The sequence below is a fragment of the Curvibacter soli genome, assembly GCF_029211125.1.
Classification (GTDB): Bacteria; Pseudomonadota; Gammaproteobacteria; order Burkholderiales; family Burkholderiaceae_C; genus Curvibacter_A; species Curvibacter_A soli.
In genome coordinates this window covers 20393-41419 of the sequence record NZ_JARGEN010000005.1, presented here as the reverse complement: position 1 = coordinate 41419, position 21027 = coordinate 20393, and the positions used below count along the sequence as shown (strand labels likewise).

Below are 21027 nucleotides of genomic sequence, written 5' to 3'. Positions count from 1 at the left end.
GCGCGGCTCAGGCTGCGAATCTGAGGGCTAGCCCAGCCTGGGTCGTCGCGTTGTCGGACAAGGTTGCATAAAACTCGCCCGCGCCCTTGGTGTCGCGCCAGCCTTCGTCTTCGAAACGAAAGTGGTAGCCGCCCGATCGGGCGGCCAGCCATATCTCGTGCAGGGGCTTCTGCAGGTTGACGATGATCTGGCTGCCGTTGCGAAAGGTCAGCGTCACCATGCCCCCGACCCGCTGGCTGTCGATGTCGGCATCGGTCGTGTCGTTGATGCGGTCGCACCCCTCCTCGATGGATAGCAACAAGCGCTCCGCACGGTCCATGAATTCTGTATCGGTCATTACAATTCCGCGATGTTGAATGTTCGCCAAATTCTATGCAGGGGCCTTGTCCTTGCGGCCAGCACGGTGGCTCTTGGTGGCTGCGGGCAAAAAGGGCCGCTGTACCTGCCCCCACCGCCGCCGGCAGTTCCGCCGGCCCATGCGCCGGCAACTCCTGCCACCACATCCCCGCAAGCCACCCCGCCACGCCCCTCGTCCAACACCGCGCCATGAATCCACCCGTGCTACCCGGGCATCCCCACATCGCCTACCAGGGCGCCGATCTTTATCTGGAGGGCGTGCGCCTTGCAGACTTGGCGTCGCATTTTGGCACGCCGCTGTTCGTGTACTCGCAGGCGGCCATGCTGGCCGCACTCTCGGCCTACCAGCGCGGCTTCGCGGGGCGCGATGCGCAGATCTGCTATGCCATGAAAGCCAATTCGTCGCTGGCGGTACTGCAGTTGTTCGCGCACCAGGGCTGCGGGTTCGACATCGTTTCCGGCGGTGAACTCGAACGCGTGCTCGCCGCAGGCGGCAACCCGGCCACGGTGATCTTCTCCGGCGTGGGCAAGACCCGGGCCGAGATGCGCCGCGCACTGGATGCCGGCATCGGCTGCTTCAATGTCGAGAGCGAGGCCGAACTGGACGTGTTGAACGAAGTGGCCCTCGCGGCAGGCCAGCGCGCGAACATCAGCATCCGCGTGAACCCCGACGTGGACGCCAAGACCCACCCCTACATCTCCACGGGGCTCAAGGACAACAAGTTCGGCATCCCGCACGACCGCGCCGTCGCGGCCTACCGCCACGCGGCCGGCCTGGGCGGCCTGCGCGTCGCGGGCATCGACTGCCACATCGGCTCGCAAATCACGGAGGCAGGCCCCTACCTGGATGCGGTAGACCGCATCCTCGACCTCGTGGAAGCCATCGAGGCCCAGGGCATCGCCATCCGCCACCTCGACTTCGGCGGCGGCCTGGGCATCGACTACCACGGCGACATCCCACCCGCCGCGGACGCTCTGTGGGCGCAACTGCTGGGCCGCATCGACGCGCGCGGCTTCGGTCGCCGCAGGCTCATGATCGAGCCCGGGCGCTCGCTGGTCGGCAACGCCGGCGTCTGCCTTACGCAAGTGCTGTACCTCAAGCCCGGCGAGCACAAGAACTTCTGCGTCGTAGACGCAGCCATGAACGACCTGCCGCGCCCCGCCATGTACCAGGCGTTCCACCAAATCGTGCCGCTCGCCACGCGCGCTGCCGCGCCCGCCACCTACGACGTCGTAGGCCCGGTCTGCGAAAGCGGCGACTGGATCGGCCACGACCGCAGCCTGGCCGTGCAGGCCGGCGACCTGCTGGCCGTGCTCTCCGCAGGGGCCTACTGCATGTCCATGTCGAGCAACTACAACTCGCGCCCGCGCGCCGCGGAACTGCTCGTCGACGGCACGCGCGTGCATGTCATCCGGGAGCGCGAAACCGTTGCCGATGTATTCCGGCATGAAAGGCTGCTGGCCTATTGATCCGGCCCCATGGATTTTGAATTTTCGTGAGTCGTTTGCTTGTGGCAGTCCGTCCACGACGATTCTCGACTTCAAAGGGCCGGATCAATAGAAGCATCGCGCTTGATCTTGCTCAAGCCTGCTTGCGCCAGCGCGGCCTACAGTGGCACATCGCTTCCAACAGCACCTGTCAGGGCTCTCCATGTCCATCGAACTCTACCGCGACAAGCAGCACGCCTGCCTGATGTTCACCGACCTCATCGAGGAAGACGGCCAGGCGGTGCAGGCCAACCAGTTCCTCGTGGTGGACAGCGGCACCGGCGCCGTCATCGACCCGGGCGGCAATCTGGCCTTCAACGAGCTGTACCTCAGCATGTCGCGGCATTTCTCGCCGCAGCACCTGTCCTACCTGATCGCCTCGCACGCGGACCCGGACATCATCGCCTCGCTGGACCGCTGGATGACGAGCACGCCGCGGGCCAAGCTCGTCATTTCGCGCCTGTGGGCGCGTTTCGCCCCCCATTTCACGAAGGTTGGCAAAACGGAGGACCGGGTGATCGGCGTGCCCGATGCCGGCGGGCTGCTGCCGCTGGGGAAATCCGAGCTGTGGCTGCTGCCCGCGCACTTCATGCATTCGGAAGGCAACTTCCATTTCTACGACCCGATCAGCCGCATCCTATTCACCGGTGACTTGGCCGCATCGATGGTGTCCGGCGCGGAAGCGAGCCGGCCCGTGACCGACTTGGCTCCGCACATTGCGCGCATGGAAGGCTTCCACCGCCGCTACATGGTGTCCAACAAGATCCTGCGGCTGTGGGCACGCATGGCGCGCCAGCTCGATATCGCCATGCTGGTGCCGCAGCACGGCGCGCCCATCGTGGGCCGGCAGGCCATCAACGACTTCTTCGACTGGATCGAGAACCTGATGTGCGGCGTGGACCTGTTCGACGACCGCGCCTACCAGATCCCCACGGCGCGCATCGATCCCGCGATCAACGATACCCGGGCGCAGTTGCGGGCCGTGTCGCGATAGCGCGCCAAAGGCGCCAGCCCACCAGCACGGCGACGATGGCCGTGTAGACGCCGACTTCGGTGAAGTTGTTCTTGCCCGCACGCATCCAGAGGAAGTGCAGCAGCGCCAGGCCCGCCGCCGCGAACACCAGCCGGTGCAGCATGCGCCAGCGCCGCGCGCCCAGGGCGCGGATGGCCCGGTTGAACGAGGTGGCCGCCAGCGGCGTCAGCAAGACGAACGCACTGAACCCCACGAGGATGAAGGGCCGCTTGGCGATGTCGCGCACGATATCGCCCCAGGCGAAACCCATGTCGAACCACGCATAGCACAGCAGGTGCCATGCCGCATAGAAATAGACATACAAACCCAGCATGCGGCGGTAGCGTGCCAGCGCGGCCCAGCCGGCCAGCACGCGCAGCGGTGTGACGGCCAGGGCGATGCACAGCATGCGCAGGGTCCAGTCGCCCGTGGATCGGATCAGGCGCTCGGCCGGATTCGGCCCCAGTCCATCGGTCAGCGCTCCCGCCAGCAGCCAGGCGAACGGCAGCAGGCACAGCACGAACACCAGCGGCTTGGCCTCGCGGCGCAGCAGCAGCGCATTCACCACCACGGCACGCTCAAAAGTTCCGGCGCAGATCCATGCCAGCGTAGAGCGCGCCGACCTGGGCCTCGTAGCCGTTGAACAGCAGCGTCCTGCGCTTCTTGGCGAACAGGCCGTCCTCGCCGATGCGCCGCTCGGTGGCCTGGCTCCAGCGCGGGTGGTCCACGTCGGGGTTGACGTTGGAATAGAAGCCGTACTCGTTGGCCGCGGCCTTGTTCCAGGCCGTGCCGGGCTGCTGCTCGGTGAAGCGGATCTTCACGATGCTCTTGGCGCTCTTGAAGCCGTACTTCCACGGCACCACGATGCGCACCGGTGCGCCGTTCTGCTTGGGCAGGACCTCGCCATACATGCCGAATGCCAGCAGGGTCAGGGGGTGCAGCGCCTCGTCCATGCGCAGCCCCTCGGCATAGGGCCAGGAGAGCACGCGAGAGCCCACGAACGGCATGGTCTTGGGGTCGGCCAGCGACAGGAACTCGATGTACTTGGCGCTGCCCAGGGGCTCGACCTTGCGGATCAGCGCGGCCAGCGAATAGCCGACCCACGGGATCACCATGGACCAGCCCTCCACGCAGCGCAGACGGTAGATGCGCTCTTCCATGGGGCTGAGCCTGAGCAGGTCTTCCAGCGCGAACTTGGCGGGTTTCTTCACCAGCCCCTCGACCTCCACCGCCCAGGGCGAAACCGGCAGCGTGTGGGCATTGCGCGCCGGGTCGGCCTTGTCGGTGCCGAACTCGTAGAAATTGTTGTAGCTGCTGGCGTCCTGGTACGCGGTGGTTTTTTCCATCGTCGCCGCCCCGGCCACCGCCGACCTGGCGCCCGGCAGCGCCGCCAGCCTGCCCGACTGGGCGCGCGCGTCGCGTGCCGCCCACGCGGCCAGCGCCAGGCCTGCCGCGCCGCCCGCCATGCGCGCCAGCAGCGCGCGCCGCGCTTCGTAGACGCCGCGCGGCGTGATTTCGCTGGCATGCGGGTGGACGCAACCGGAGTCGCGGGAAGGAATCAGCATGGCGGGCCTTTTGCGCAAAGTGCTGGGCTGTTGGACAGGCGCCGGCAGAGATAGTTCGCCGGTGGTCGCAACAGCCCAAAAATGTAAGCCAAATCGGCCCGCAGCGCTTGCAGTATCTGCGGTAGCAGCTACTGTTTTAATAGCGCCTACAGCGTACCATAGCTGTGCAGTCCGCTGAGGAACATGTTGACCCCCAGGAAAGCGAAGCTCGTCACCACCAGCCCCATGAGCGCCCACCAGGCCGCCATGCTGCCGCGCAGGCCCTTCATGAGCCGCATGTGCAGCCAGGCCGCGTAGTTGAGCCAGACAATCAGGGCCCAGGTTTCCTTCGGGTCCCAGCTCCAGTAGCCGCCCCAGGCTTCCGCCGCCCACAGCGCCCCCAGCACCGTGGCGATGGTGAAGAAGGCGAAGCCGACCGCAATGGACTTGTACATCACGTCGTCAAGCACCTCGGCCGATGGCAGATGCGCGGCGATGCGCCGCCGCGCGAACAGGATGCCCCCCACCACCAGCGCGGCAATGCCGAAGTACACGGCCCAGTAGCCGCCGCCCGCCTCCGTGGTCGTCTTGCGCAAGACCAGGGGCTCGAAACACAGCACCACGCCCAGCAGCCACAGCGGCGCCAGCTTGTACCAGCGCTGTTCATCAGGAGGTATGCCGGCCTGCTGCTTGACGAGGTAGGCGAAGGCCACCATGGCGGCGAGCGCGAAGGTGCCGTAGCCGATGAAGTTGGCCGGCACGTGCAGCTTCATCCACCAGCTCTTGAGGGCCGGCACCAGCGGCTGGATCTCGTGCGCCTCGCGCACCAGCGTGTACCAGAGCAGGAAGCCCACCGCCGCGCTGACCACCAGCATGGCGAACGCGCCCAGCGCGCGCGTGCGGTACTGGGCCTCGAAGTACAGGTAGAACGTGGCGGTCATCCAGCAGAACAGCACGAACACTTCATAGAGGTTGCTGACCGGGATGTGGCCGATGTCGGGGCCGATCAGGTAGCCCTCGTACCAGCGCACCATGGTGCCGATGAGCGCCATGCCGACTGCCGCCCAGGCCAGGCGCGAACCCAGCCGCTCCATCGCGGCGGACTGGCCGCGCGCGAACATGCCGATCCAGTAGAACACCGTGCTCATGAAGAACAGCATGCTCATCCAGAGGATGGCCGACTGGCTGGAGAGGAAGTACTTGAGCCAGAACACCGTGTCGGCCCGCGCGAGGCCGGCCTGCCCGTCCGCCCCCGTGTAGGAGCGGATGGCCAGCAGCGAAAAGCCCGCCACCGCCACCATCAGCACCGCCAGCGGGCGCCAGAACCAGCCCAGCCACACGGCGGCGGGAATGGCCGCCAGCAGGATGCCCTTCTCGTAGCCGTCCATGAAGGCGCCGTAGCGCGCGAATGCAAAACAGCCGCCCGCCACGGCCAGCACGGCAAACACCCAGTCGAAGGCGTTGCGGCGCGAAAAATAGCCGTCCTGGAGCGTGATGGTGGCGGTCGTGGCTGCGGCGGAGGTATTCATCATGGTCGAATGGCTTTCAGGGGCTCGGTATTCAGCAGCTTGGCGGCAAGGCGGTTGAACTCGCGGTCCGTCTCCAGCGTCTTGCGGTTGGAGGAATACGCCATCATGGCATGCGCCCCGCCGCCCGCGCGCGGCGCCACCCAGATCCAGAGCCGGCGCTCGCGCACGTAGAGCATGGCAAAAACGCCCAGGATCAGCAAGCCGCAGCCCAGATAGACGACGTTCCTGCCCGGCGCGCGCGCCACCTGGAACACGCTGGCCTGCACCTGGCGAAAATCCTGCAGCGTGAACGCCATGGGCGCCGGGTAGGCGAACACGTCGGACAAGGCCAGCACCGACTGCGTCATGAACGCCTGCGCCTGCTCGCCGGGTGCCAGCGGCTGCAGGCCCGCCTGGGCCCGCGCGAGCTGGTTCAGCTCGAACAGCGCACCACTCAGGATGCGCACCAGCACGTCGCCGGCCCGCGCGCGCTCGGCCTCGGGCACGTTGGCTTCCATGAACTCGGACACCGCCTGCAGCCCGCCAGGGCGGCGGCCCTGCGCGTCCGGCATGCCGCCCTCGCCCGCGAAAAGCGCCAGCGCGCGCGCTGCCGACGTGGCCAGTTGCTGTGCCAGTTCGGGCCGCGACGCATCGATGGCCTGCGCCGTGTAGCGGCGCACCGCCTGTTCGCGCAGCGCCTTGTCGGCCAGCGCAGCGCGCAGGCGCGCGAAGCCATCCATGCCGCCCTGGTCGTCGGCGGGCACGCGCAGGTAGCGGAACGGCTCGCCAGGCGTGTCGCGCACGCCGAGCAGAAACACCGGCGACTGGCCGTCGCCCATGTCCACCGGCAGCATGTAGTTGTGGAATTCGCGCGCCTGACCGGCGGCGTCGCGCAGCTTGTAGGTGATGCTGGGGCCGACGTTGCGCAACTCTTTTTTCGCCTTCGTCTTGTTGGCCGCGCCCAGACGCGCATCGATGGCGGCGTGCAGGTCGACGCGGCGAACGTCCACCGCGCCGCCGGATTCGGCGCCCGCCATGTTCTCGACGTTGATGACCCGCAGCGCGGCGTATTCGAGCGTCATCGCCTCGCCGCCGGAGGCACGCGCGAGCTGCGTGGAGCCGCCGATCACGCCTTCGACCTCGAACGGCTGCACGCCCGCGGCCATGGGCATGGCGCGCAGCCGGACGCTGGAGCCGCCGTCGTCGAAGCTGGACTGGTAGATCTCCACGCCGTCGTAGCGCACCGGGTGGTTGACCTCCACGCGCGCGGGCACCTGCGCGCCCGTGGCCTTGTCGTGGATCACGATGTCGCTGGCGAACAGCTTGGGCATGCCGGTCGAGTAGTACTCGATGACGAACTTCTTGAGCTCCACCGAGAACGGCAGGTCCTGCAGCACCACGCCGTCGGGCTGGCTCAGGATGGCGGTGGCCGACTGCGTGCCCTCGGCCACCAGCAGGTTGCCGCGGAACGTGGGGTTGCGCGCGGACAGGCGGTGCTCGGGCGCCACGTCGGCCACCAGGCCGCCGCCGGTGTAAGGCGTCTTGCCCTGCAGCCACATCTGCGCTTGCACGACCAGATCGCCGTCGAGCAGGCCGCCCAGGCAGATCAGCACGATGGCGCCGTGCGCGGCAATGTAGCCGAGCTTGTTGGCCACTCCCGCCCTGGCGGCCACCATCCAGCCGCTGCCCGCCGCCTCCCCGCCCGCCGCGGATTCGCGCTGCTGCAGCCGCACCTTCCAGCCGCCCCGAACCAGCGCTTCGCCCAGGCGGCGCGCCGCCGCCTCGGGCGCGTCCGCCACGTCGGCCTCGGCGCGCTGGCCGAAGGCGCGCAGGCTCTGCTCGCGTATGCCTTCCTTGAACGATTTCAGATCCTTCACGATCCTGGGCGTACTGCGCGCGATGCACAGCGACGTGCTGGTCACCAAGAAGGCCAGGATCAGCAGGAACCACCAGGCACCGTATACGGAATACAGGCCCAGCAGGTCGAACACCTGGGCCCAGAACGGCCCGAACTGGTTGACGTAGTTGGGGTATGGCCGCTGCTGCTGGAGCACGGTACCGATGACCGAGGCGATGCAGATGACCGTGAGCAGCGAGATCGCGAACCGCATGGACGACAGCAGCTCCACCGCCGCGCGCAGCGCGTGCGAGCGGGTGTCAAGGCGCAGGCCGTGGGTCGATGGGCGCATGGAGGGGGACTGAAAACAAAGGGCGGGCCATCCGGTGATGGACCCGCCCTTCTTGGGTCTGGTTGTCGGCGGTTAGTTCACGCGGCGGCCAAATCAGCGCAGGCCTGCGATGTAGTCGGCCACTGCCTTGATTTCGCGGTCGTTGAGCTTGGCGGCCACCTGGCCCATCGGCAGGCTGTTGGCGCGCACGCCGTCTCGGAACGCCACGAGCTGGGCGGCGGTGTAGTCGGCATGCTGGCCCGACAGGCGCGGGTACTGGACCGGGATGCCGGCGCCGTTGGGGCTGTGGCAGCCGGCGCAGGCGGCGATCTGGCGCTCGGCGATGCCGCCGCGGTAGATGCGCTCGCCCAGGGCCACGAGGTCCTTGTCCTTGGCGAAGCCGGCCTTGGCGGGCTTGGCGGTCACCCAGTAGGCGATGTTGCGCATGTCTTCGTCGCTCAGCATGGCGGCGAAGCCCTTCATGATGGCGTTGTTGCGCTTGCCGGACTTGAACTCCTGCAACTGCTTGACCAGATATTCGGGGTGCTGCTGCGCCAGCTTGGGCTGCACGGGCACGCTGGAATTGCCGTCGGCGCCATGGCAGGCCGCGCATACGGCGGTGTAGCTGGCCTCGCCCTTCACGAGGTCGGGCTTGGCGACCTTGGCGGGCGTCTGCGCGGGGTTTTCGGCGGCGGCAAAGGCGGGCAACGCGGGCGCCGCCAGCATGGCAGCCATCAAGGCGGGGACGAGCAGCTTCATATCGAGGGCTTTATGGGTGTAGGCGCAAATCCAGCAAATTCTAAATTCTACAATGGGGGCCCATGAAGCGCGCTCTATGATTAACCCTCCCGCACCGCCTTTGCGCGACGTCAACAAAGCTCTCGGCTGGATGCACACGGCACGGTTCCTGACGACCGCCGCCCAGCTCCACCAGCTTCCCGCGCTGGAGGTGCCCGAAATCGCGTTCGTGGGCCGCTCCAACGCGGGCAAATCCACCTGCATCAACACCCTCGCGCAGCAGCGGCAACTGGCCTTCGCCTCCAAGAAGCCGGGGCGTACGCAGCACATCAACCTGTTCCAGCTCGGCCGCGGGGGCGTCATGGACGCGGTGCTGGCCGACCTGCCCGGCTACGGCTACGCGGCGGTGCCGCAGGCCGACAAGGTGCGCTGGCAGCGGGTGATGGCCAACTACCTCATGAGCCGCGGGAACCTGACGGGCGTGGTGCTGCTGTGCGATCCGCGCCTGGGCCTGACCGAACTCGACGAGATCCTGCTCGAAGTGATCCGCCCGCGCGTCGAGCAGGGGCTGAAGTTTCTCGTGCTGCTGACCAAGGCCGACAAGCTCACGCGCGCCGAGGCGCAGAAGGCGCTGTCCATCGCCCGGCTGCAGGCCGGCGGCGGGCAGGCGATGCTGTTCTCGGCCCTCAAGCGCCAGGGCGTGGAAGAGACGGCGCAGCGGCTCTGGGACTGGACCCACCCGGCCGCCGAGGCCGCTGCGGAAATCACCGCGGCCGCGCCCGCCTGAAGCCGGAACTCATAGCCAAATCGGCCTCCAGCGCAATAAAAACGGGCGGTAGCAGCTATTAAATTAGTAGCAAACAGGATGGCTGTCAGTACAGGGATTTTTCGCCCGAAGGCCGGGTCTTGAAGCGCTTGTGCACCCAGTAGTACTGGTCGGGCATGGTGTCGATATAGCCCTGCAGTTCCGCGTTCATGCGGGCGGTGTCGGCCTCCAAGTCGTTGCTGGGGTAGCCATCCCAGGCCGGCATGACCCGCACCTCGTAGCCCGCGGGCGTGATGCGCCCCACGATGGGCACGACCTTGGCGCGGCCCAGGCGGGCGAAGCGCGGCAGCGACGGCACGGTGGCCGTGGGTATGCCGTAGAACGGCACGAACAGCGCTTCGCGCGCGCCGAAGTTCATGTCGGGCAGCAGATACAGCAGCCCCCCCTTGCGCAGGCCCGCGATGATGGGCTTGATGCCCTCGTCGCGGTTGAGCATGCGCACGTCCCCGAAGCGCGTGCGCCCGGCCTTGAGCCAGGCGTCGAGCGCCGGGTCGGGCTGCGGCTTGAAGATCGAGGTGAAGGGCCGCATGGTGTGCAGCGTGAGCGCCGTGCCCGCCGCGTCCATGCCGTAAAAATGCGGCGCGAACATGATGGTGGGCGCATCGCCCTCCAACTCGCGCACCGCGCCCCGCAGCACGACGCGGCGCTCCAGCACCGCGCGCGGCGCGTGCCAGAGCCAGCCGCGGTCCAGCCACGCCTGCGAGAAATAGACGAAGTTGCGCCGCGCCATCGCTCGCCGCACGCGCGGCGGCAGCGCCGGGAAGCACAGCGCCAGGTTGCGCATGACCACGCGGCGCCGCGGCACCACCAGCACATACAACACCATGCCCATGCTCCAGCCCAGCGCACGCACCGCGCGCAGCGGCAGCCACGCCATCAACCGCATGAACGCCACCACGATGCGTCCGGTCACGCCGCCTCTCCAGGCGCATCGCCACGCGGCGCCTTGTAGCGCGCGTAGCCCCATAGGTACTGCTGCGGGCACTGGCGGATGATGCGCTCCATCTCGCGGTTGAGCTGGGCGGCGGCCTGTGCGGTGTCCCCGGCCAGCGGCGCGCCCAGGCCGCGCACGTGCACCACGAAGCCGCGCGCGCGCGGCAGCCGCTCGACCCAGGCCAGCAGCACCGCGGCGCCGGTCTGCAGGGCCAGCCGCGCGGCCAGCGTCATGGTGTAGGCATCGCGCCCGAAGAACGGCGCCCACACGCCCTGCCCCGCAGGCGGCACCTGGTCGGGCAGCAGGCCCACGGCCTGGCCGCGGCGCAGCGCGCGCACCATCTGGCGCACGCCGGCCAGCGTGGTGGGCACGGCCTGCAGGCCGGCGCGCGTACGCGCGCCGGCCATCACGCGCGCCAGCCAGGCCTTGCGCGCGGGCCGGTACAGGATGGTGATGGGCCCGTGCCGCGCACCATAGTCATAAGCCGCCGCCTGCGGCGATATCTCGAAGCAGCCGATGTGCGGCGTCAGGAAGACGATGCCGCGCCCGGCCTCGTAGGCGCGCGCGATCAAGCCCGGGTCGTCCCACGCATAGGGCAGGCGCGCGCCGAACCACAGGCGCGGCAGTTCGGCGGCCATGCGCCCCGCATGGGCCACGCCCGCGCGCACCTCGGCGAACCCGTAGCCCGCCTGCCGCGCATTCGCCAGGAAGCGCGCGCGGTACCCCGGCGATGCGAGGAATGCGGCCCACCCCAGCAGCGCCCCCATGCCATGCAGCAGCCACAGCGGGCACAGCGAAAACAGGCGAAACACCAAGGGCATGCAGGAAATCTTTAGAATGGGCGCGTCGCCGAGTTAATTCGAGCAACTTGCAGGGCGACGTTAAACACAACTGCTAAAGCGTTCGCCAAAGCTCCAGACAGCTTGGGCAGCGCCCAAAAGCCGCAAGTGCAAAGACTGGAGTTTATTCAAATGGCGAACGACTTTCTCTTCACCTCCGAATCGGTTTCCGAGGGACACCCCGACAAGGTGTCCGACCAGATATCGGATGCCATCCTCGACGCGATCTTCGCGCAGGACCCGCGCAGCCGCGTGGCCGCCGAAACTCTGTGCAACACCGGCCTGGTGGTGCTGGCCGGCGAGATCACCACCAACGCGCACGTGGACTACATCGAGGTGGCGCGCAACACCATCAAGCGCATCGGCTACGACAACACCGATTACGGCATCGACTACAAGGGCTGCGCCGTGCTGGTGGCCTACGACAAGCAGAGCAACGACATCGCGCAAGGCGTGGACCAGGCGAGCGACGACCACCTGAACACCGGCGCCGGCGACCAGGGCCTGATGTTCGGCTACGCCTGCGACGAAACGCCCGAGCTGATGCCCGCGCCCATCTACTACGCGCACCGCCTGGTCGAGCGCCAGGCGCAGTTGCGCAAGGACGGCCGCCTGCCCTTCCTGCGCCCCGACGCCAAGAGCCAGGTGACCATGCGCTACGTGGACGGCAAGCCGCACAGCATCGACACGGTGGTGCTCTCCACCCAGCACCATCCGGACCAGAGCGAAAGCCCCAAGAAGATGAAGGCCAGCTTCATCGAGGCCGTGATCGAGGAGATCATCAAGCCCGTGCTGCCCAAGGAGTGGCTCCAGGACACCAAGTACCTCATCAACCCCACGGGCCGCTTCGTCGTCGGCGGCCCGCAGGGCGACTGCGGCCTGACCGGGCGCAAGATCATCGTCGACACCTACGGCGGCGCCTGCCCGCACGGCGGCGGCGCCTTCAGCGGCAAGGACCCGACCAAGGTGGACCGCTCAGCCGCCTACGCCGCGCGCTACGTGGCCAAGAACATTGTGGCCGCCGGCCTGGCGCGCCAGGCGCAGATCCAGGTCAGCTACGCCATCGGCGTGGCGCGGCCCATCAATGTGACGGTCTACACCGAGGGCACGGGCGTCATCCCCGACGAGAAGATCGCCACGCTGGTGAACGAGTACTTCGACCTGCGGCCCAAGGGCATCATCCAGATGCTGGACCTGCAGCGCCCGATCTTCGAGAAGACCGCCGCGTATGGGCACTTCGGGCGCGAGGAACCAGAGTTCACGTGGGAGCGGACGGACAAGGCGGCAGCGTTGCGCGCCGCGGCAGGGCTATAGGCCCCTCTTCTTTTTCCAGCCAGTTCTTCGTTCTTTCTTCGCACCGGCCCGACTTGAAACTACGTGAAATGCCTATATGATTAGCACTCGAAGGCTGTGAGTGCTAGCAACGCTGGTGCGCCGCCTCCGCCACTTGCCAACAGCGGTCGGCTCGTCCGCCCGCGTGGTGATCGAAACTTTCCAGTTGCAAACCAGGAGATGCAATGAAACTTCGTCCTCTGCACGATCGCGTGATCGTCAAGCGTATCGACAGCGAAACCAAGACTGCCTCGGGCATCGTGATTCCCGACGCAGCCGCCGAAAAACCCGACCAGGGTGAAGTGCTGGCCGTGGGTCCGGGCAAGAAGACCGACAAGGGCGAACTGCTCGCCGTTGGCGTGAAGGTCGGCGACCGCGTCCTGTTCGGCAAGTACAGCGGCCAGACCGTCAAGGTCGATGGCGACGAGCTGCTGGTGATGAAGGAAGAAGACCTGTTCGCTGTGGTCGAGAAGTAAGCCTTCGCCCACATCCGCATCTGATTTAACCGAATTTCTGGAGAAACCAACATGGCAGCAAAAGACGTAGTCTTCGGCGGCGAAGCCCGCGCCCGCATGGTCGAAGGCGTGAACATTCTGGCCAACGCGGTCAAGGTGACCCTGGGCCCGAAGGGCCGCAACGTGGTGCTCGAGCGCTCCTTCGGCGCCCCCACCGTGACCAAGGACGGTGTGTCCGTGGCCAAGGAAATCGAACTCAAGGACAGGCTGCAGAACATGGGCGCCCAGCTCGTGAAGGAAGTGGCTTCCAAGACCAGCGACAACGCCGGCGACGGCACCACCACCGCCACCGTGCTGGCCCAGGCCATCGTGCGCGAAGGCTCCAAGTACGTGGCCGCCGGCCTGAACCCGATGGACCTCAAGCGCGGCATCGACAAGGCGGTTTCCGCCCTGATCGATGAGCTGAAGAAGGCTTCCAAGGCCACCACCACGTCCAAGGAAATCGCCCAGGTCGGCTCCATCTCGGCCAACAGCGACTCCTCCATCGGCGAGATCATCGCCTCGGCCATGGACAAGGTCGGCAAGGAAGGCGTGATCACCGTCGAGGACGGCAAGAGCCTGAACAACGAACTCGACGTCGTCGAGGGCATGCAGTTCGACCGAGGCTACCTCAGCCCCTACTTCATCAACAACCCCGACAAGCAATCCGCGATTCTGGACAACCCCTTCGTGCTGCTGTTCGACAAGAAGATCAGCAACATCCGCGACCTGCTGCCCACGCTGGAGCAAGTGGCCAAGGCCGGACGTCCGCTGCTGATCATCGCCGAAGAAGTCGAAGGCGAAGCGCTGGCCACGCTGGTGGTCAACACCATCCGCGGCATCCTGAAGGTCGTGGCCGTCAAGGCCCCTGGCTTCGGCGACCGTCGCAAGGCAATGCTCGAAGACATCGCCATCCTGACGGGCGGCAAGGTGATTGCCGAAGAAGTCGGCCTGACGCTCGAAAAAGTGACGCTGGCCGACCTGGGCCAGGCCAAGCGCATCGAAGTGGCCAAGGAAAACACCACCATCATCGACGGCGCCGGCGCTGCTGCCGACATCGAAGCCCGCGTGAAGCAAGTGCGCGTGCAGATCGAGGAAGCCACCAGCGACTACGACCGCGAGAAGCTGCAAGAGCGCGTGGCCAAGCTGGCCGGCGGCGTGGCGGTGATCAAGGTCGGCGCCGCCACCGAAGTCGAGATGAAGGAAAAGAAGGCCCGCGTAGAAGACGCGCTGCACGCCACCCGTGCCGCCGTGGAAGAAGGCATCGTGGCCGGTGGTGGCGTGGCGCTGCTGCGCGCCCGCCAGGCCGCCGGCACGATCAAGGGCGACAACGCCGACCAGGACGCCGGCATCAAGCTGATCCTCAAGGCCATCGAAGCCCCGCTGCGCGAGATCGTCTACAACGCCGGTGGCGAGCCTTCGGTCGTGGTGAACGAAGTGCTGAACGGCAAGGGCAACTACGGTTTCAACGCCGCCAACGACACCTATGGCGACATGATCGAAATGGGCATCCTGGACCCGACCAAGGTGACCCGCACCGCGCTGCAGAACGCCGCCTCCGTGGCCTCGCTGCTGCTGACGACCGAAGCCATGGTCGCAGAAGCGCCGAAGGACGAAGCGGCCGCTCCGGCCATGCCCGGCGGCATGGGTGGCATGGGCGACATGGGCATGTAAGAACTGCCTGCCTGGCGCGCTGGCTCAACCGCGGCGCGCATATGGCGCCAACCCCGCAGGCCCCCGGCCTGCGGGGTTTTTTTAACCTAAATCCGACAGTTGAATCCCCAAAATTCGAGCAAGTGCCTGTCACGCATTGAGTTTCCATGCTTTCCTGACTCACCCATCTGGAACTGCTCTGCAGTCACGCGAAGTCTTTGGAAACCCGCATGGATATTGGGTTTCTTCAGTTTTTCGGTTGGTTCAACTGCCGTTTCCAGGTTAATTCCGGGCGTCCGCCTCGCTGACCGGGAACCGCACTGCCACCAGCAGCCCATGCACCGCGCGCCGGCTCGCGCACGATGGCCAGACCCACAGACCCAGGCCCGTGCCCTCGGTGCCCGGCGCGGCGCGGTAGAAGCGCTCGAACCCTGTAGATTTCCGGGAGACGGGGAATTGGCCTCAGCACAGCCGCAGCAGCAAGCTCGCTGTGGAAGCGTCGAGCCCCGTCACGTCGCCCGTGGCCAGGCGCGGCTCGATGTCTTGGGCCAGCACCTTGCCCAGCTCCACGCCCCACTGGTCGAAGCTGTTGATGCCCCACACCGCGCCGCTCACGAACACGCGATGCTCGTATAGCGCGACCAGCGCACCCAGGCTGGCCGGGTCCAGCCGCTCCAGCAGCAGGAACGTGCTGGGCCGGTTGCCGGGGAAATCGCGGTGCCCGCCCGCGTCCGCCCTGCCTTGCAGCAGCGCCTGTGCCTGTGCCAAGGCATTGGCGAGCAGCTTGGGCTGGTGGCCCGGCAGGCCGTGGGCGGCGTGGCGCGCGGCGATGAACTCCACCGGCACCACGTCCGTGCCCTGGTGCAGCATCTGGAAGAATGCATGCTGGCCGTTGGTGCCGGGCTCGCCCCAGACCACGGGCGAGGTGGCGAAGGGCAGTCGCTGGCCCGCCAGATCGACGCGCTTGCCGTTGCTTTCCATCTCCAGTTGTTGCAAATAGGCCGGCAGGCGCCGTAGCCCATGGTGGTAGGGCGCCACGCAGCGGCTGGTGAAACCCAGGAAGTCGCGGTACCACACGTCCAGCAAACCCAGCCGCACGGGCAGGTTGGCCGCCAGCGGCGCGCTGCGGAAGTGCTCGTCCATGGCGTGCGCACCGGCCAGCAGCTCGCCGAAGGCCGGAGCGCCGATGGCGATGGCGATCGGCAGGCCGATGGCCGACCACAGCGAATAGCGCCCGCCCACCCAGTCCCAGAAACCGAAGGTGGTGCTGATGCCGAAGGCGCGCGCGGCGTGCACGTTGGTGGTCAGCGCGGCGAAGTGGCGCGCCACATCGGTGCCACCCTGCTGCATGAACCAGTCGCGCGCCGAACTGGCGTTGGCCATCGTCTCCGCCGTGGTGAAGGTCTTGGAGGCGATCAGGAACAGCGTGCCGTGCGGCTGCACGCGGCGCAGCACGGCGGCCAGTTCGTGGCCGTCGACGTTGGAGACGAAATGCATGCGCTTGCCCGGCACGGCGAATTCGTCGAGCGCCAGCGTGGCCATCTGCGGGCCGAGGTCGGAGCCACCGATGCCGATGTTCACCACGTCGGTGATGGCGGCGTCCGCGCGCACAGCCTCGGCGTAGGCCAGCATGGCGGCCAGCGTGGCGTGCACCTCGGCCAGCGCGGGCGCCAGCGCCGCGGGCACGGGCGCATCCGCGGGCGCGCGCAGCAGCCAGTGCATGACGGCGCGGTCCTCTGTGCTGTTGATGTGCGTGCCCGCGAACATCGCGTCGCGGTGCTGCTCCACGCCGCATTCGCGGGCCAATTGCAACAGCAGCACCTCGGTCGCGGCGTCGATGCGGTTCTTCGACAGATCGGCGAACACGCGCGGGGCCTGCTGGCTGAAAGCGGCGAATCGACCCGGGTCGTCGGCCAGGGCTGCACGCGCGTCGAAGGCATGGGCACCGCCCTCGGCGTGGCGGCACAGGGCGCCCCAGGCGGGGGTGCGGTCGCAGCGGGTACGGGTCATGGAATGCGTTCTCCCGGTGTGTCCATCACGCCGCACGCATCAGGCCTTCGAGCTGCACCGCGTCGGCGGCGAAGGCGCGGATACCCTCGGCCAGCTTCTCGGTAGCCATGGCGTCCTCGTTGAGCGCGAAGCGGAATGCCGGCTCGTCGTACTGCACGGGCTCGAGCGCCAGGCCGCGTGCCGCCTGCGCGTCGAGCGCGCGCGGCGCGGGCGCGGCACTTTCGGCCAGTTGCGCCAGCAACTCGGGGGCGATGGTCAGCAGATCGCAGCCCGCCAACGCCAGGATCTGCCCCGTGTTGCGGAAGCTCGCGCCCATGACTTCGGTGGCGATGCCGAAGTGCTTGTAGTAGTCGAAGATGCGGCGCACCGAGCGCACGCCAGGGTCACTGGCGCCAGCGTTGTCCGCCTCTACCCAGGCCGCGCCGGCGGTCTTCTTGTACCAGTCGTAGATGCGGCCCACGAAGGGCGAGATGAGCTGCACCCGGGCCTGCCCGCAGGCCACGGCCTGGCAGAACGAGAACAGCAGCGTGAGGTTGGTATGGATGCCGCGCCGCTCCAGCCGCGCGGCGGCCTGAATGCCCTCCCAGGTGGCTGCGACCTTGATGAGCACGCGCTCCACCGGTACGCCCTCGGCCTGGTACAGATCGACGATGCGTTCGGCGCGCGTGTAGGTGGCCTCGGTGTCGAACGACAGGCGCGCATCGACCTCGGTGGAAACGCGGCCCGGGACGATGGACAGGATTTCGCAGCCGAAGCGCACCAGCAGCCGGTCGATCACTTCGTCCTGCGGCCTGCCCCGGAAGCGCGTCACGGTTTCGACCAGCAGCGGCGCGTAGTCGGGCTTCTGCACTGCCTTGAGGATCAGCGACGGGTTGGTGGTGGCATCCTGCGGGCGGAAGGTGCCGAGCTGCTTGAAGTCGCCGGTGTCGGCAACGACGGTGGTGGTCTGCTTGAGGGCGTCGAGCTGGTTCATGGCTGGCATTATCGAGCGTGAGCGCCGATGGTAGGTAATTCGATTACCTATATAAATACCGCCGTCTCAGCATATGGATGAAAAAATTATCTACCGTGCGGATTATGGTGAAACCAAGTTACATTAACACGACAACACAACGCACCCATCATCCATGAGTTTCGATCTCGTCCTGTTCGGCGGCACCGGTGACCTGGCCTGGCGCAAGCTGATGCCCGCCTTGTTCCAGTCATTCCGCCATGGCACGCTGCCCGAGGGCGGACGCATCATCGGCGTGGCGCGCGACGACCTGGACGACGCGCGCTACCGCGCACTGATCCAGTCGCGCTTCGACCAGGTGGAGGGTGCCAAACGCCCCAGCGCCGAGGAATTCGCGCGCTTTGCCGCGCTGCTGCACTTCGTGCGCATGGACCTGTCCCAACCCGCTGCCTATGCCCGCCTGGCTGAAAGCCTGCGCCAGCGCGACGCAGCCACGGTGGTGCTGTACCTGGCCACCGCACCCGCGCTGTTCACCACCGTGTGCGAGCAACTCGCCGCTGCCGGGCTGAACACGCCGCGCACCCGCATCGTGCTGGAAAAGCCGCTGGGCCACGACATGGCATCCAACCGCGCCATCAACACCACCGTGCTGCAGACCTTCAGCGAGGGGCAGGTGTTCCGCATCGATCACTACCTGGGCAAGCCCTCGGTGCAGAACCTGTTCGCGCTTCGCTTCGGCAACGCGCTGTTCGAGCCGGTGTGGCGGCGCGAGCTGATCGCCAACATCCAGATCAGCATCGCCGAGGAACTGGGCGTGGAAAAGCGCGGAGCCTTCTACGACAGCACCGGCGCGCTGCGCGACATGGTGCAGAACCACGCGCTGCAACTGCTGTGCGCCATCGGCATGGAGCCACCCATCAGCGCGCACGCCGACGCCATCCGCGACGAGAAGCTCAAGGTGCTTCGCTCGCTCAAGCGCTGGACGCCCGAGACGCTGTCGCAGCACGTGATCCGCGGCCAGTACGCGGCCGGCAGGGCGGGCGGCGCGGCCGTGCCGGGCTACCTGGGCGAACCCGGCGTGAACCCGCAGAGCACCACCGAGACCTTCGTCGCCCTGCGCACCGAGATCGAGAACTGGCGCTGGGCCGGCGTGCCGTTCTACATCCGCACCGGCAAGCGGCTGGCGGGGCGCGACGCGCACATCGTGGTCAACTTCCGCCCCACGCCGCACCCGATCTTCCGCACGCCGCTGGCGGGGGCGACGAACCGCATGGTCATCAACTTGCAGCCGCGCGACGGGCTCACGCTGCACCTGCTGGCCGAAGGGCAGCAGAGCCGCACGTCGCCCGGCGCGGCGCAGACGCTGGCGCCGGTACAGCTGGACCTGGACTTCGACCGCCGCTTCGGCTCCGAGCGCGTGGGCGCCTACGAGCGGCTGCTGCTCGACGTGATCGCCGGACGCCTGAACCTGTTCGTGCGCAGCGACGAGCAGGAAGAAGCCTGGCGCTGGGTCGAGCCCATCCTCGACGCCTGGCACGCCGGCGGCGACGGCCTGCGGCCCTATCCCGCCGGCACCTGGGGGCCGAGTGCGGCCAGCGCCATGATCGCCCGGGACGGTTCCTGCTGGTTAGAGGAGTCCTGAACCGCCATGCTCGACCGCATCAAGGCCAGCCTCCCCTCGCTCGCGCCCGCCGAGCAGCGCGTGGCGCGACTGGTGCTGGCCGACCCGCGCGCCTTCTCCAGCCTGCCCGTGGCCGAGCTGGCGGCGCGCGCGGGCGTGAGCAAACCGACCGTGGTGCGCTTCTGCCGCAGCATGGGCTACGATGGGCTGTCGGACTTCAAGCTCAAGCTCGTGGGCAGCGTGAGCGAGGGCGTGCCCTTCGTGCACCGCAGCGTCGATGCCGACGATAAGACCGCCGACGTGCTGGTCAAGGTGGTGGACAACACCGTCGCCGCCTTCCTCAAGTACCGCAACGACGCCAGCAGTGCCGCCATCGAGCGCGCCGCCATGGCGATCGCCGCCACCTACAAGACCGGACGGCGCATCGAGTTCTACGGCGTTGGCAATTCGGGCATCGTGGCGCAGGACGCGCAGCACAAGTTCTTCCGCCTGGGCGTCACTGCCATCGCCTACAGCGACGGCCACATGCAGGTGATGAGCGCGTCGATGCTCGGGCCCGGCGACTGCGTGGTGGTGATCTCCAACTCGGGCCGCACGCGCGACCTGATGGACGCCACCGACATCGCGCGCAGGAACGGCGCCACCACCATCATCGTCACCGCCAGCGGCTCGCCGCTTGCCGCCGCCGGCCACATCCACCTGGCCGCCGACCACCCCGAGGGTTACGACCGCTATAGCCCCATGGTGTCTCGACTGCTGCATCTGCTCGTCATCGACGTGCTGGCCACCTGCGTGGCGCTGCGCCTGGGCAGCGCGCTGCCGCCCAGGCTCAAGGAAATCAAGCAGAACCTGCGCAGCAAGCGCTATGCGTGAGCCACTCCACGAACCGTAGCCAGGATAAAGAAGGGAAGAAGGCAGTGGCGCGCGCGGCCTCAGGCCCGCGCGTAGGTGGAAGTGAAGTTGGCCTTGGCAAGCGTGTTGGCGTTGACCATGAAACCAGCAGGCTCGGCGGGTAGCGTCCTCGGGCAGGTCCAGGCTTTCCACGCCGAGCGCATGCACGGTGAAGATGTAGCGGTGCGGCTTGTCGGCGGGCGGCGGGCGGCGGGCAGACGCCACCCCAGGCGGCGATACCGTAGTCGTTGCGGATCTGGCGCGCGGGTGCTGGCAGCCTGGCGCCTCCCCTTGGCGCCGGCATCGGGTGCGAGCTGCGTCACGCCGGCCGGCAGGTCCACCACGAGCCAGTGCCGCAGCCCGAGCCAGTGGGCGCATCGGGGTCGTAGACTCTGGGCGCCGAGAGAATCAGGTCGTATTTCTTTCCGGGCACGAGCGTCTGGCCGATGATCCTGGAACCGGCAGTTGGATGCGCCTGCCGGTGCCGTGATCGGGGCGTCAGGCAAGACGCGACGACGCGGCGGGCTACTTGCCCGCAAGGAGGAGCAACGCCGCATGGCGCGCCGAGCGCGGTGCTGGCAGGTGCATAGCGCTCTCACCCACGAGGTGAACGCGATCGAAGCCATCAACGCTCGATTGCATGCGGCCTGGCAAGGGATA

Annotated in this window: 19 protein-coding genes and 1 pseudogene; 9 read left to right on the top strand and 11 right to left on the bottom strand. The window is 67.4% G+C overall.

All coding sequences use genetic code 11. From position 1 onward, the window contains the following. Positions 1 to 7: 7 nt before the first annotated feature. A complete protein-coding gene (gene cyaY, locus PY257_RS00880) occupies positions 8 to 337 on the bottom strand; it encodes an iron donor protein CyaY (RefSeq protein ID WP_275737814.1) in 330 nt (109 codons plus the stop codon). A gap of 12 nt (positions 338 to 349) precedes the next feature. Between cyaY and lptM the strand changes: the two genes are divergently transcribed. The 3 genes from lptM (at position 350) to PY257_RS00865 (ending at position 2839) form a co-directional block, all read left to right on the top strand. Beyond that, positions 350 to 550: an LPS translocon maturation chaperone LptM gene (gene lptM, locus PY257_RS00875; protein ID WP_275737813.1), complete on the top strand. Its 201-nt coding sequence runs from the start codon at positions 350 to 352 to the stop codon at positions 548 to 550. Next, the gene (lysA, locus tag PY257_RS00870; RefSeq protein WP_275737811.1) at positions 547 to 1827 is read left to right on the top strand and encodes a diaminopimelate decarboxylase; all 1281 of its coding nucleotides are present in this window, start codon (positions 547 to 549) and stop codon (positions 1825 to 1827) included. Before lptM ends, lysA begins: the two co-directional genes overlap by 4 nt. Positions 1828 to 2008: 181 nt before the next feature. Next, entirely contained in the window at positions 2009 to 2839 is an 831-nt protein-coding gene (locus tag PY257_RS00865; protein WP_275737809.1) for an oxygen-binding di-iron domain-containing protein, read from the top strand. On the opposite strand, the gene PY257_RS00860 is transcribed toward PY257_RS00865, so the two are convergent. The 5 genes from PY257_RS00860 to PY257_RS00840 form a co-directional block, all read right to left on the bottom strand. Beyond that, the gene (locus tag PY257_RS00860; RefSeq protein ID WP_275737846.1) at positions 2799 to 3422 is read right to left on the bottom strand and encodes a protein-methionine-sulfoxide reductase heme-binding subunit MsrQ; all 624 of its coding nucleotides are present in this window, start codon (positions 3420 to 3422) and stop codon (positions 2799 to 2801) included. The two genes, PY257_RS00865 and PY257_RS00860, sit on opposite strands and share 41 nt — an antisense overlap. Positions 3423 to 3435: 13 nt before the next feature. After that, a complete protein-coding gene (gene msrP / locus PY257_RS00855) occupies positions 3436 to 4422 on the bottom strand; it encodes a protein-methionine-sulfoxide reductase catalytic subunit MsrP (protein ID WP_275737807.1) in 987 nt (328 codons plus the stop codon). 146 nt (positions 4423 to 4568) lie between these two features. Then, positions 4569 to 5930 (bottom strand): c-type cytochrome biogenesis protein CcsB, encoded by a 1362-nt coding sequence (gene ccsB / locus PY257_RS00850; RefSeq protein WP_275737844.1) that lies wholly within the window; start codon positions 5928 to 5930, stop codon positions 4569 to 4571. Continuing rightward, positions 5930 to 8098, bottom strand: a complete 2169-nt coding sequence (locus tag PY257_RS00845) for a cytochrome c biogenesis protein ResB (RefSeq protein WP_275737805.1) — start codon at positions 8096 to 8098, stop codon at positions 5930 to 5932. Before PY257_RS00845 ends, ccsB begins: the two co-directional genes overlap by 1 nt. A 93-nt stretch (positions 8099 to 8191) precedes the next feature. Continuing rightward, positions 8192 to 8836, bottom strand: a complete 645-nt coding sequence (locus PY257_RS00840) for a c-type cytochrome (RefSeq protein ID WP_275737803.1) — start codon at positions 8834 to 8836, stop codon at positions 8192 to 8194. 76 nt (positions 8837 to 8912) lie between these two features. Here PY257_RS00840 and yihA point away from each other — a divergent pair, with 76 nt between their 5' ends. Continuing rightward, positions 8913 to 9602 (top strand): ribosome biogenesis GTP-binding protein YihA/YsxC, encoded by a 690-nt coding sequence (gene yihA, locus PY257_RS00835; RefSeq protein WP_275737801.1) that lies wholly within the window; start codon positions 8913 to 8915, stop codon positions 9600 to 9602. An 85-nt stretch (positions 9603 to 9687) separates the two neighbouring features. On the opposite strand, the gene PY257_RS00830 is transcribed toward yihA, so the two are convergent. Next, on the bottom strand, positions 9688 to 10554 hold the full coding sequence (locus PY257_RS00830; protein WP_275737799.1) for an LpxL/LpxP family acyltransferase: 867 nt from the start codon (positions 10552 to 10554) through the stop codon (positions 9688 to 9690). Continuing rightward, positions 10551 to 11396 (bottom strand): lysophospholipid acyltransferase family protein, encoded by an 846-nt coding sequence (locus PY257_RS00825; RefSeq protein WP_275737797.1) that lies wholly within the window; start codon positions 11394 to 11396, stop codon positions 10551 to 10553. Before PY257_RS00825 ends, PY257_RS00830 begins: the two co-directional genes overlap by 4 nt. A 150-nt stretch (positions 11397 to 11546) precedes the next feature. On the opposite strand from PY257_RS00825, the gene metK reads away from it, so the two are divergent. The 3 genes from metK to groL all read left to right on the top strand — a co-directional run bounded on the left by metK (position 11547) and on the right by groL (position 14914). Next, positions 11547 to 12728 (top strand): methionine adenosyltransferase, encoded by a 1182-nt coding sequence (gene metK, locus PY257_RS00820; protein ID WP_275737795.1) that lies wholly within the window; start codon positions 11547 to 11549, stop codon positions 12726 to 12728. Positions 12729 to 12931: 203 nt separating this feature from the next. Then, entirely contained in the window at positions 12932 to 13222 is a 291-nt protein-coding gene (locus tag PY257_RS00815) for a co-chaperone GroES (protein ID WP_275737793.1), read from the top strand. Positions 13223 to 13273: 51 nt separating this feature from the next. Continuing rightward, positions 13274 to 14914, top strand: coding sequence for a chaperonin GroEL (groL, locus tag PY257_RS00810; RefSeq protein ID WP_275737791.1), 1641 nt, complete (start codon positions 13274 to 13276; stop codon positions 14912 to 14914). Between the two features lie 441 nt (positions 14915 to 15355). Here the strand turns inward: groL and pgi are convergent, their stop codons facing one another. Then, on the bottom strand, positions 15356 to 16903 hold the full coding sequence (gene pgi / locus PY257_RS00805; RefSeq protein ID WP_275737789.1) for a glucose-6-phosphate isomerase: 1548 nt from the start codon (positions 16901 to 16903) through the stop codon (positions 15356 to 15358). Positions 16904 to 16928: 25 nt separating this feature from the next. After that, the gene (gene tal / locus PY257_RS00800) at positions 16929 to 17876 is read right to left on the bottom strand and encodes a transaldolase (RefSeq protein WP_275737787.1); all 948 of its coding nucleotides are present in this window, start codon (positions 17874 to 17876) and stop codon (positions 16929 to 16931) included. A 154-nt stretch (positions 17877 to 18030) separates the two neighbouring features. Here tal and zwf point away from each other — a divergent pair, with 154 nt between their 5' ends. Next, positions 18031 to 19497, top strand: coding sequence for a glucose-6-phosphate dehydrogenase (gene zwf, locus PY257_RS00795; protein WP_275737786.1), 1467 nt, complete (start codon positions 18031 to 18033; stop codon positions 19495 to 19497). A gap of 6 nt (positions 19498 to 19503) precedes the next feature. Continuing rightward, the gene (locus tag PY257_RS00790) at positions 19504 to 20349 is read left to right on the top strand and encodes a MurR/RpiR family transcriptional regulator (protein ID WP_275737784.1); all 846 of its coding nucleotides are present in this window, start codon (positions 19504 to 19506) and stop codon (positions 20347 to 20349) included. A gap of 159 nt (positions 20350 to 20508) precedes the next feature. Here the strand turns inward: PY257_RS00790 and PY257_RS00785 are convergent. Beyond that, positions 20509 to 20745: pseudogene (locus PY257_RS00785) on the bottom strand (hypothetical protein); the annotation flags it as partial. Positions 20746 to 21027: the final 282 nt, after the last annotated feature.

What these genes read in the sequence shown, in the direction of transcription:
- lysA (WP_275737811.1), top strand. Translation starts at nt 547, where the DNA reads ATGAATCCACCCGTGCTACCCGGGCATCCCCACATCGCCTACCAGGGC.
- tal (WP_275737787.1), bottom strand. Translation starts at nt 17,876, where the DNA reads ATGAACCAGCTCGACGCCCTCAAGCAGACCACCACCGTCGTTGCCGAC.
- PY257_RS00790 (WP_275737784.1), top strand. Translation starts at nt 19,504, where the DNA reads ATGCTCGACCGCATCAAGGCCAGCCTCCCCTCGCTCGCGCCCGCCGAG.
- metK (WP_275737795.1), top strand. Translation starts at nt 11,547, where the DNA reads ATGGCGAACGACTTTCTCTTCACCTCCGAATCGGTTTCCGAGGGACAC.
- PY257_RS00865 (WP_275737809.1), top strand. Translation starts at nt 2,009, where the DNA reads ATGTCCATCGAACTCTACCGCGACAAGCAGCACGCCTGCCTGATGTTC.
- ccsB (WP_275737844.1), bottom strand. Translation starts at nt 5,930, where the DNA reads ATGAATACCTCCGCCGCAGCCACGACCGCCACCATCACGCTCCAGGAC.
- lptM (WP_275737813.1), top strand. Translation starts at nt 350, where the DNA reads ATGTTGAATGTTCGCCAAATTCTATGCAGGGGCCTTGTCCTTGCGGCC.
- PY257_RS00840 (WP_275737803.1), bottom strand. Translation starts at nt 8,836, where the DNA reads ATGAAGCTGCTCGTCCCCGCCTTGATGGCTGCCATGCTGGCGGCGCCC.
- groL (WP_275737791.1), top strand. Translation starts at nt 13,274, where the DNA reads ATGGCAGCAAAAGACGTAGTCTTCGGCGGCGAAGCCCGCGCCCGCATG.
- pgi (WP_275737789.1), bottom strand. Translation starts at nt 16,903, where the DNA reads ATGACCCGTACCCGCTGCGACCGCACCCCCGCCTGGGGCGCCCTGTGC.
- zwf (WP_275737786.1), top strand. Translation starts at nt 18,031, where the DNA reads ATGAGTTTCGATCTCGTCCTGTTCGGCGGCACCGGTGACCTGGCCTGG.
- PY257_RS00845 (WP_275737805.1), bottom strand. Translation starts at nt 8,098, where the DNA reads ATGCGCCCATCGACCCACGGCCTGCGCCTTGACACCCGCTCGCACGCG.
- PY257_RS00825 (WP_275737797.1), bottom strand. Translation starts at nt 11,396, where the DNA reads ATGCCCTTGGTGTTTCGCCTGTTTTCGCTGTGCCCGCTGTGGCTGCTG.
- PY257_RS00815 (WP_275737793.1), top strand. Translation starts at nt 12,932, where the DNA reads ATGAAACTTCGTCCTCTGCACGATCGCGTGATCGTCAAGCGTATCGAC.
- msrP (WP_275737807.1), bottom strand. Translation starts at nt 4,422, where the DNA reads ATGCTGATTCCTTCCCGCGACTCCGGTTGCGTCCACCCGCATGCCAGC.
- cyaY (WP_275737814.1), bottom strand. Translation starts at nt 337, where the DNA reads ATGACCGATACAGAATTCATGGACCGTGCGGAGCGCTTGTTGCTATCC.
- yihA (WP_275737801.1), top strand. Translation starts at nt 8,913, where the DNA reads ATGATTAACCCTCCCGCACCGCCTTTGCGCGACGTCAACAAAGCTCTC.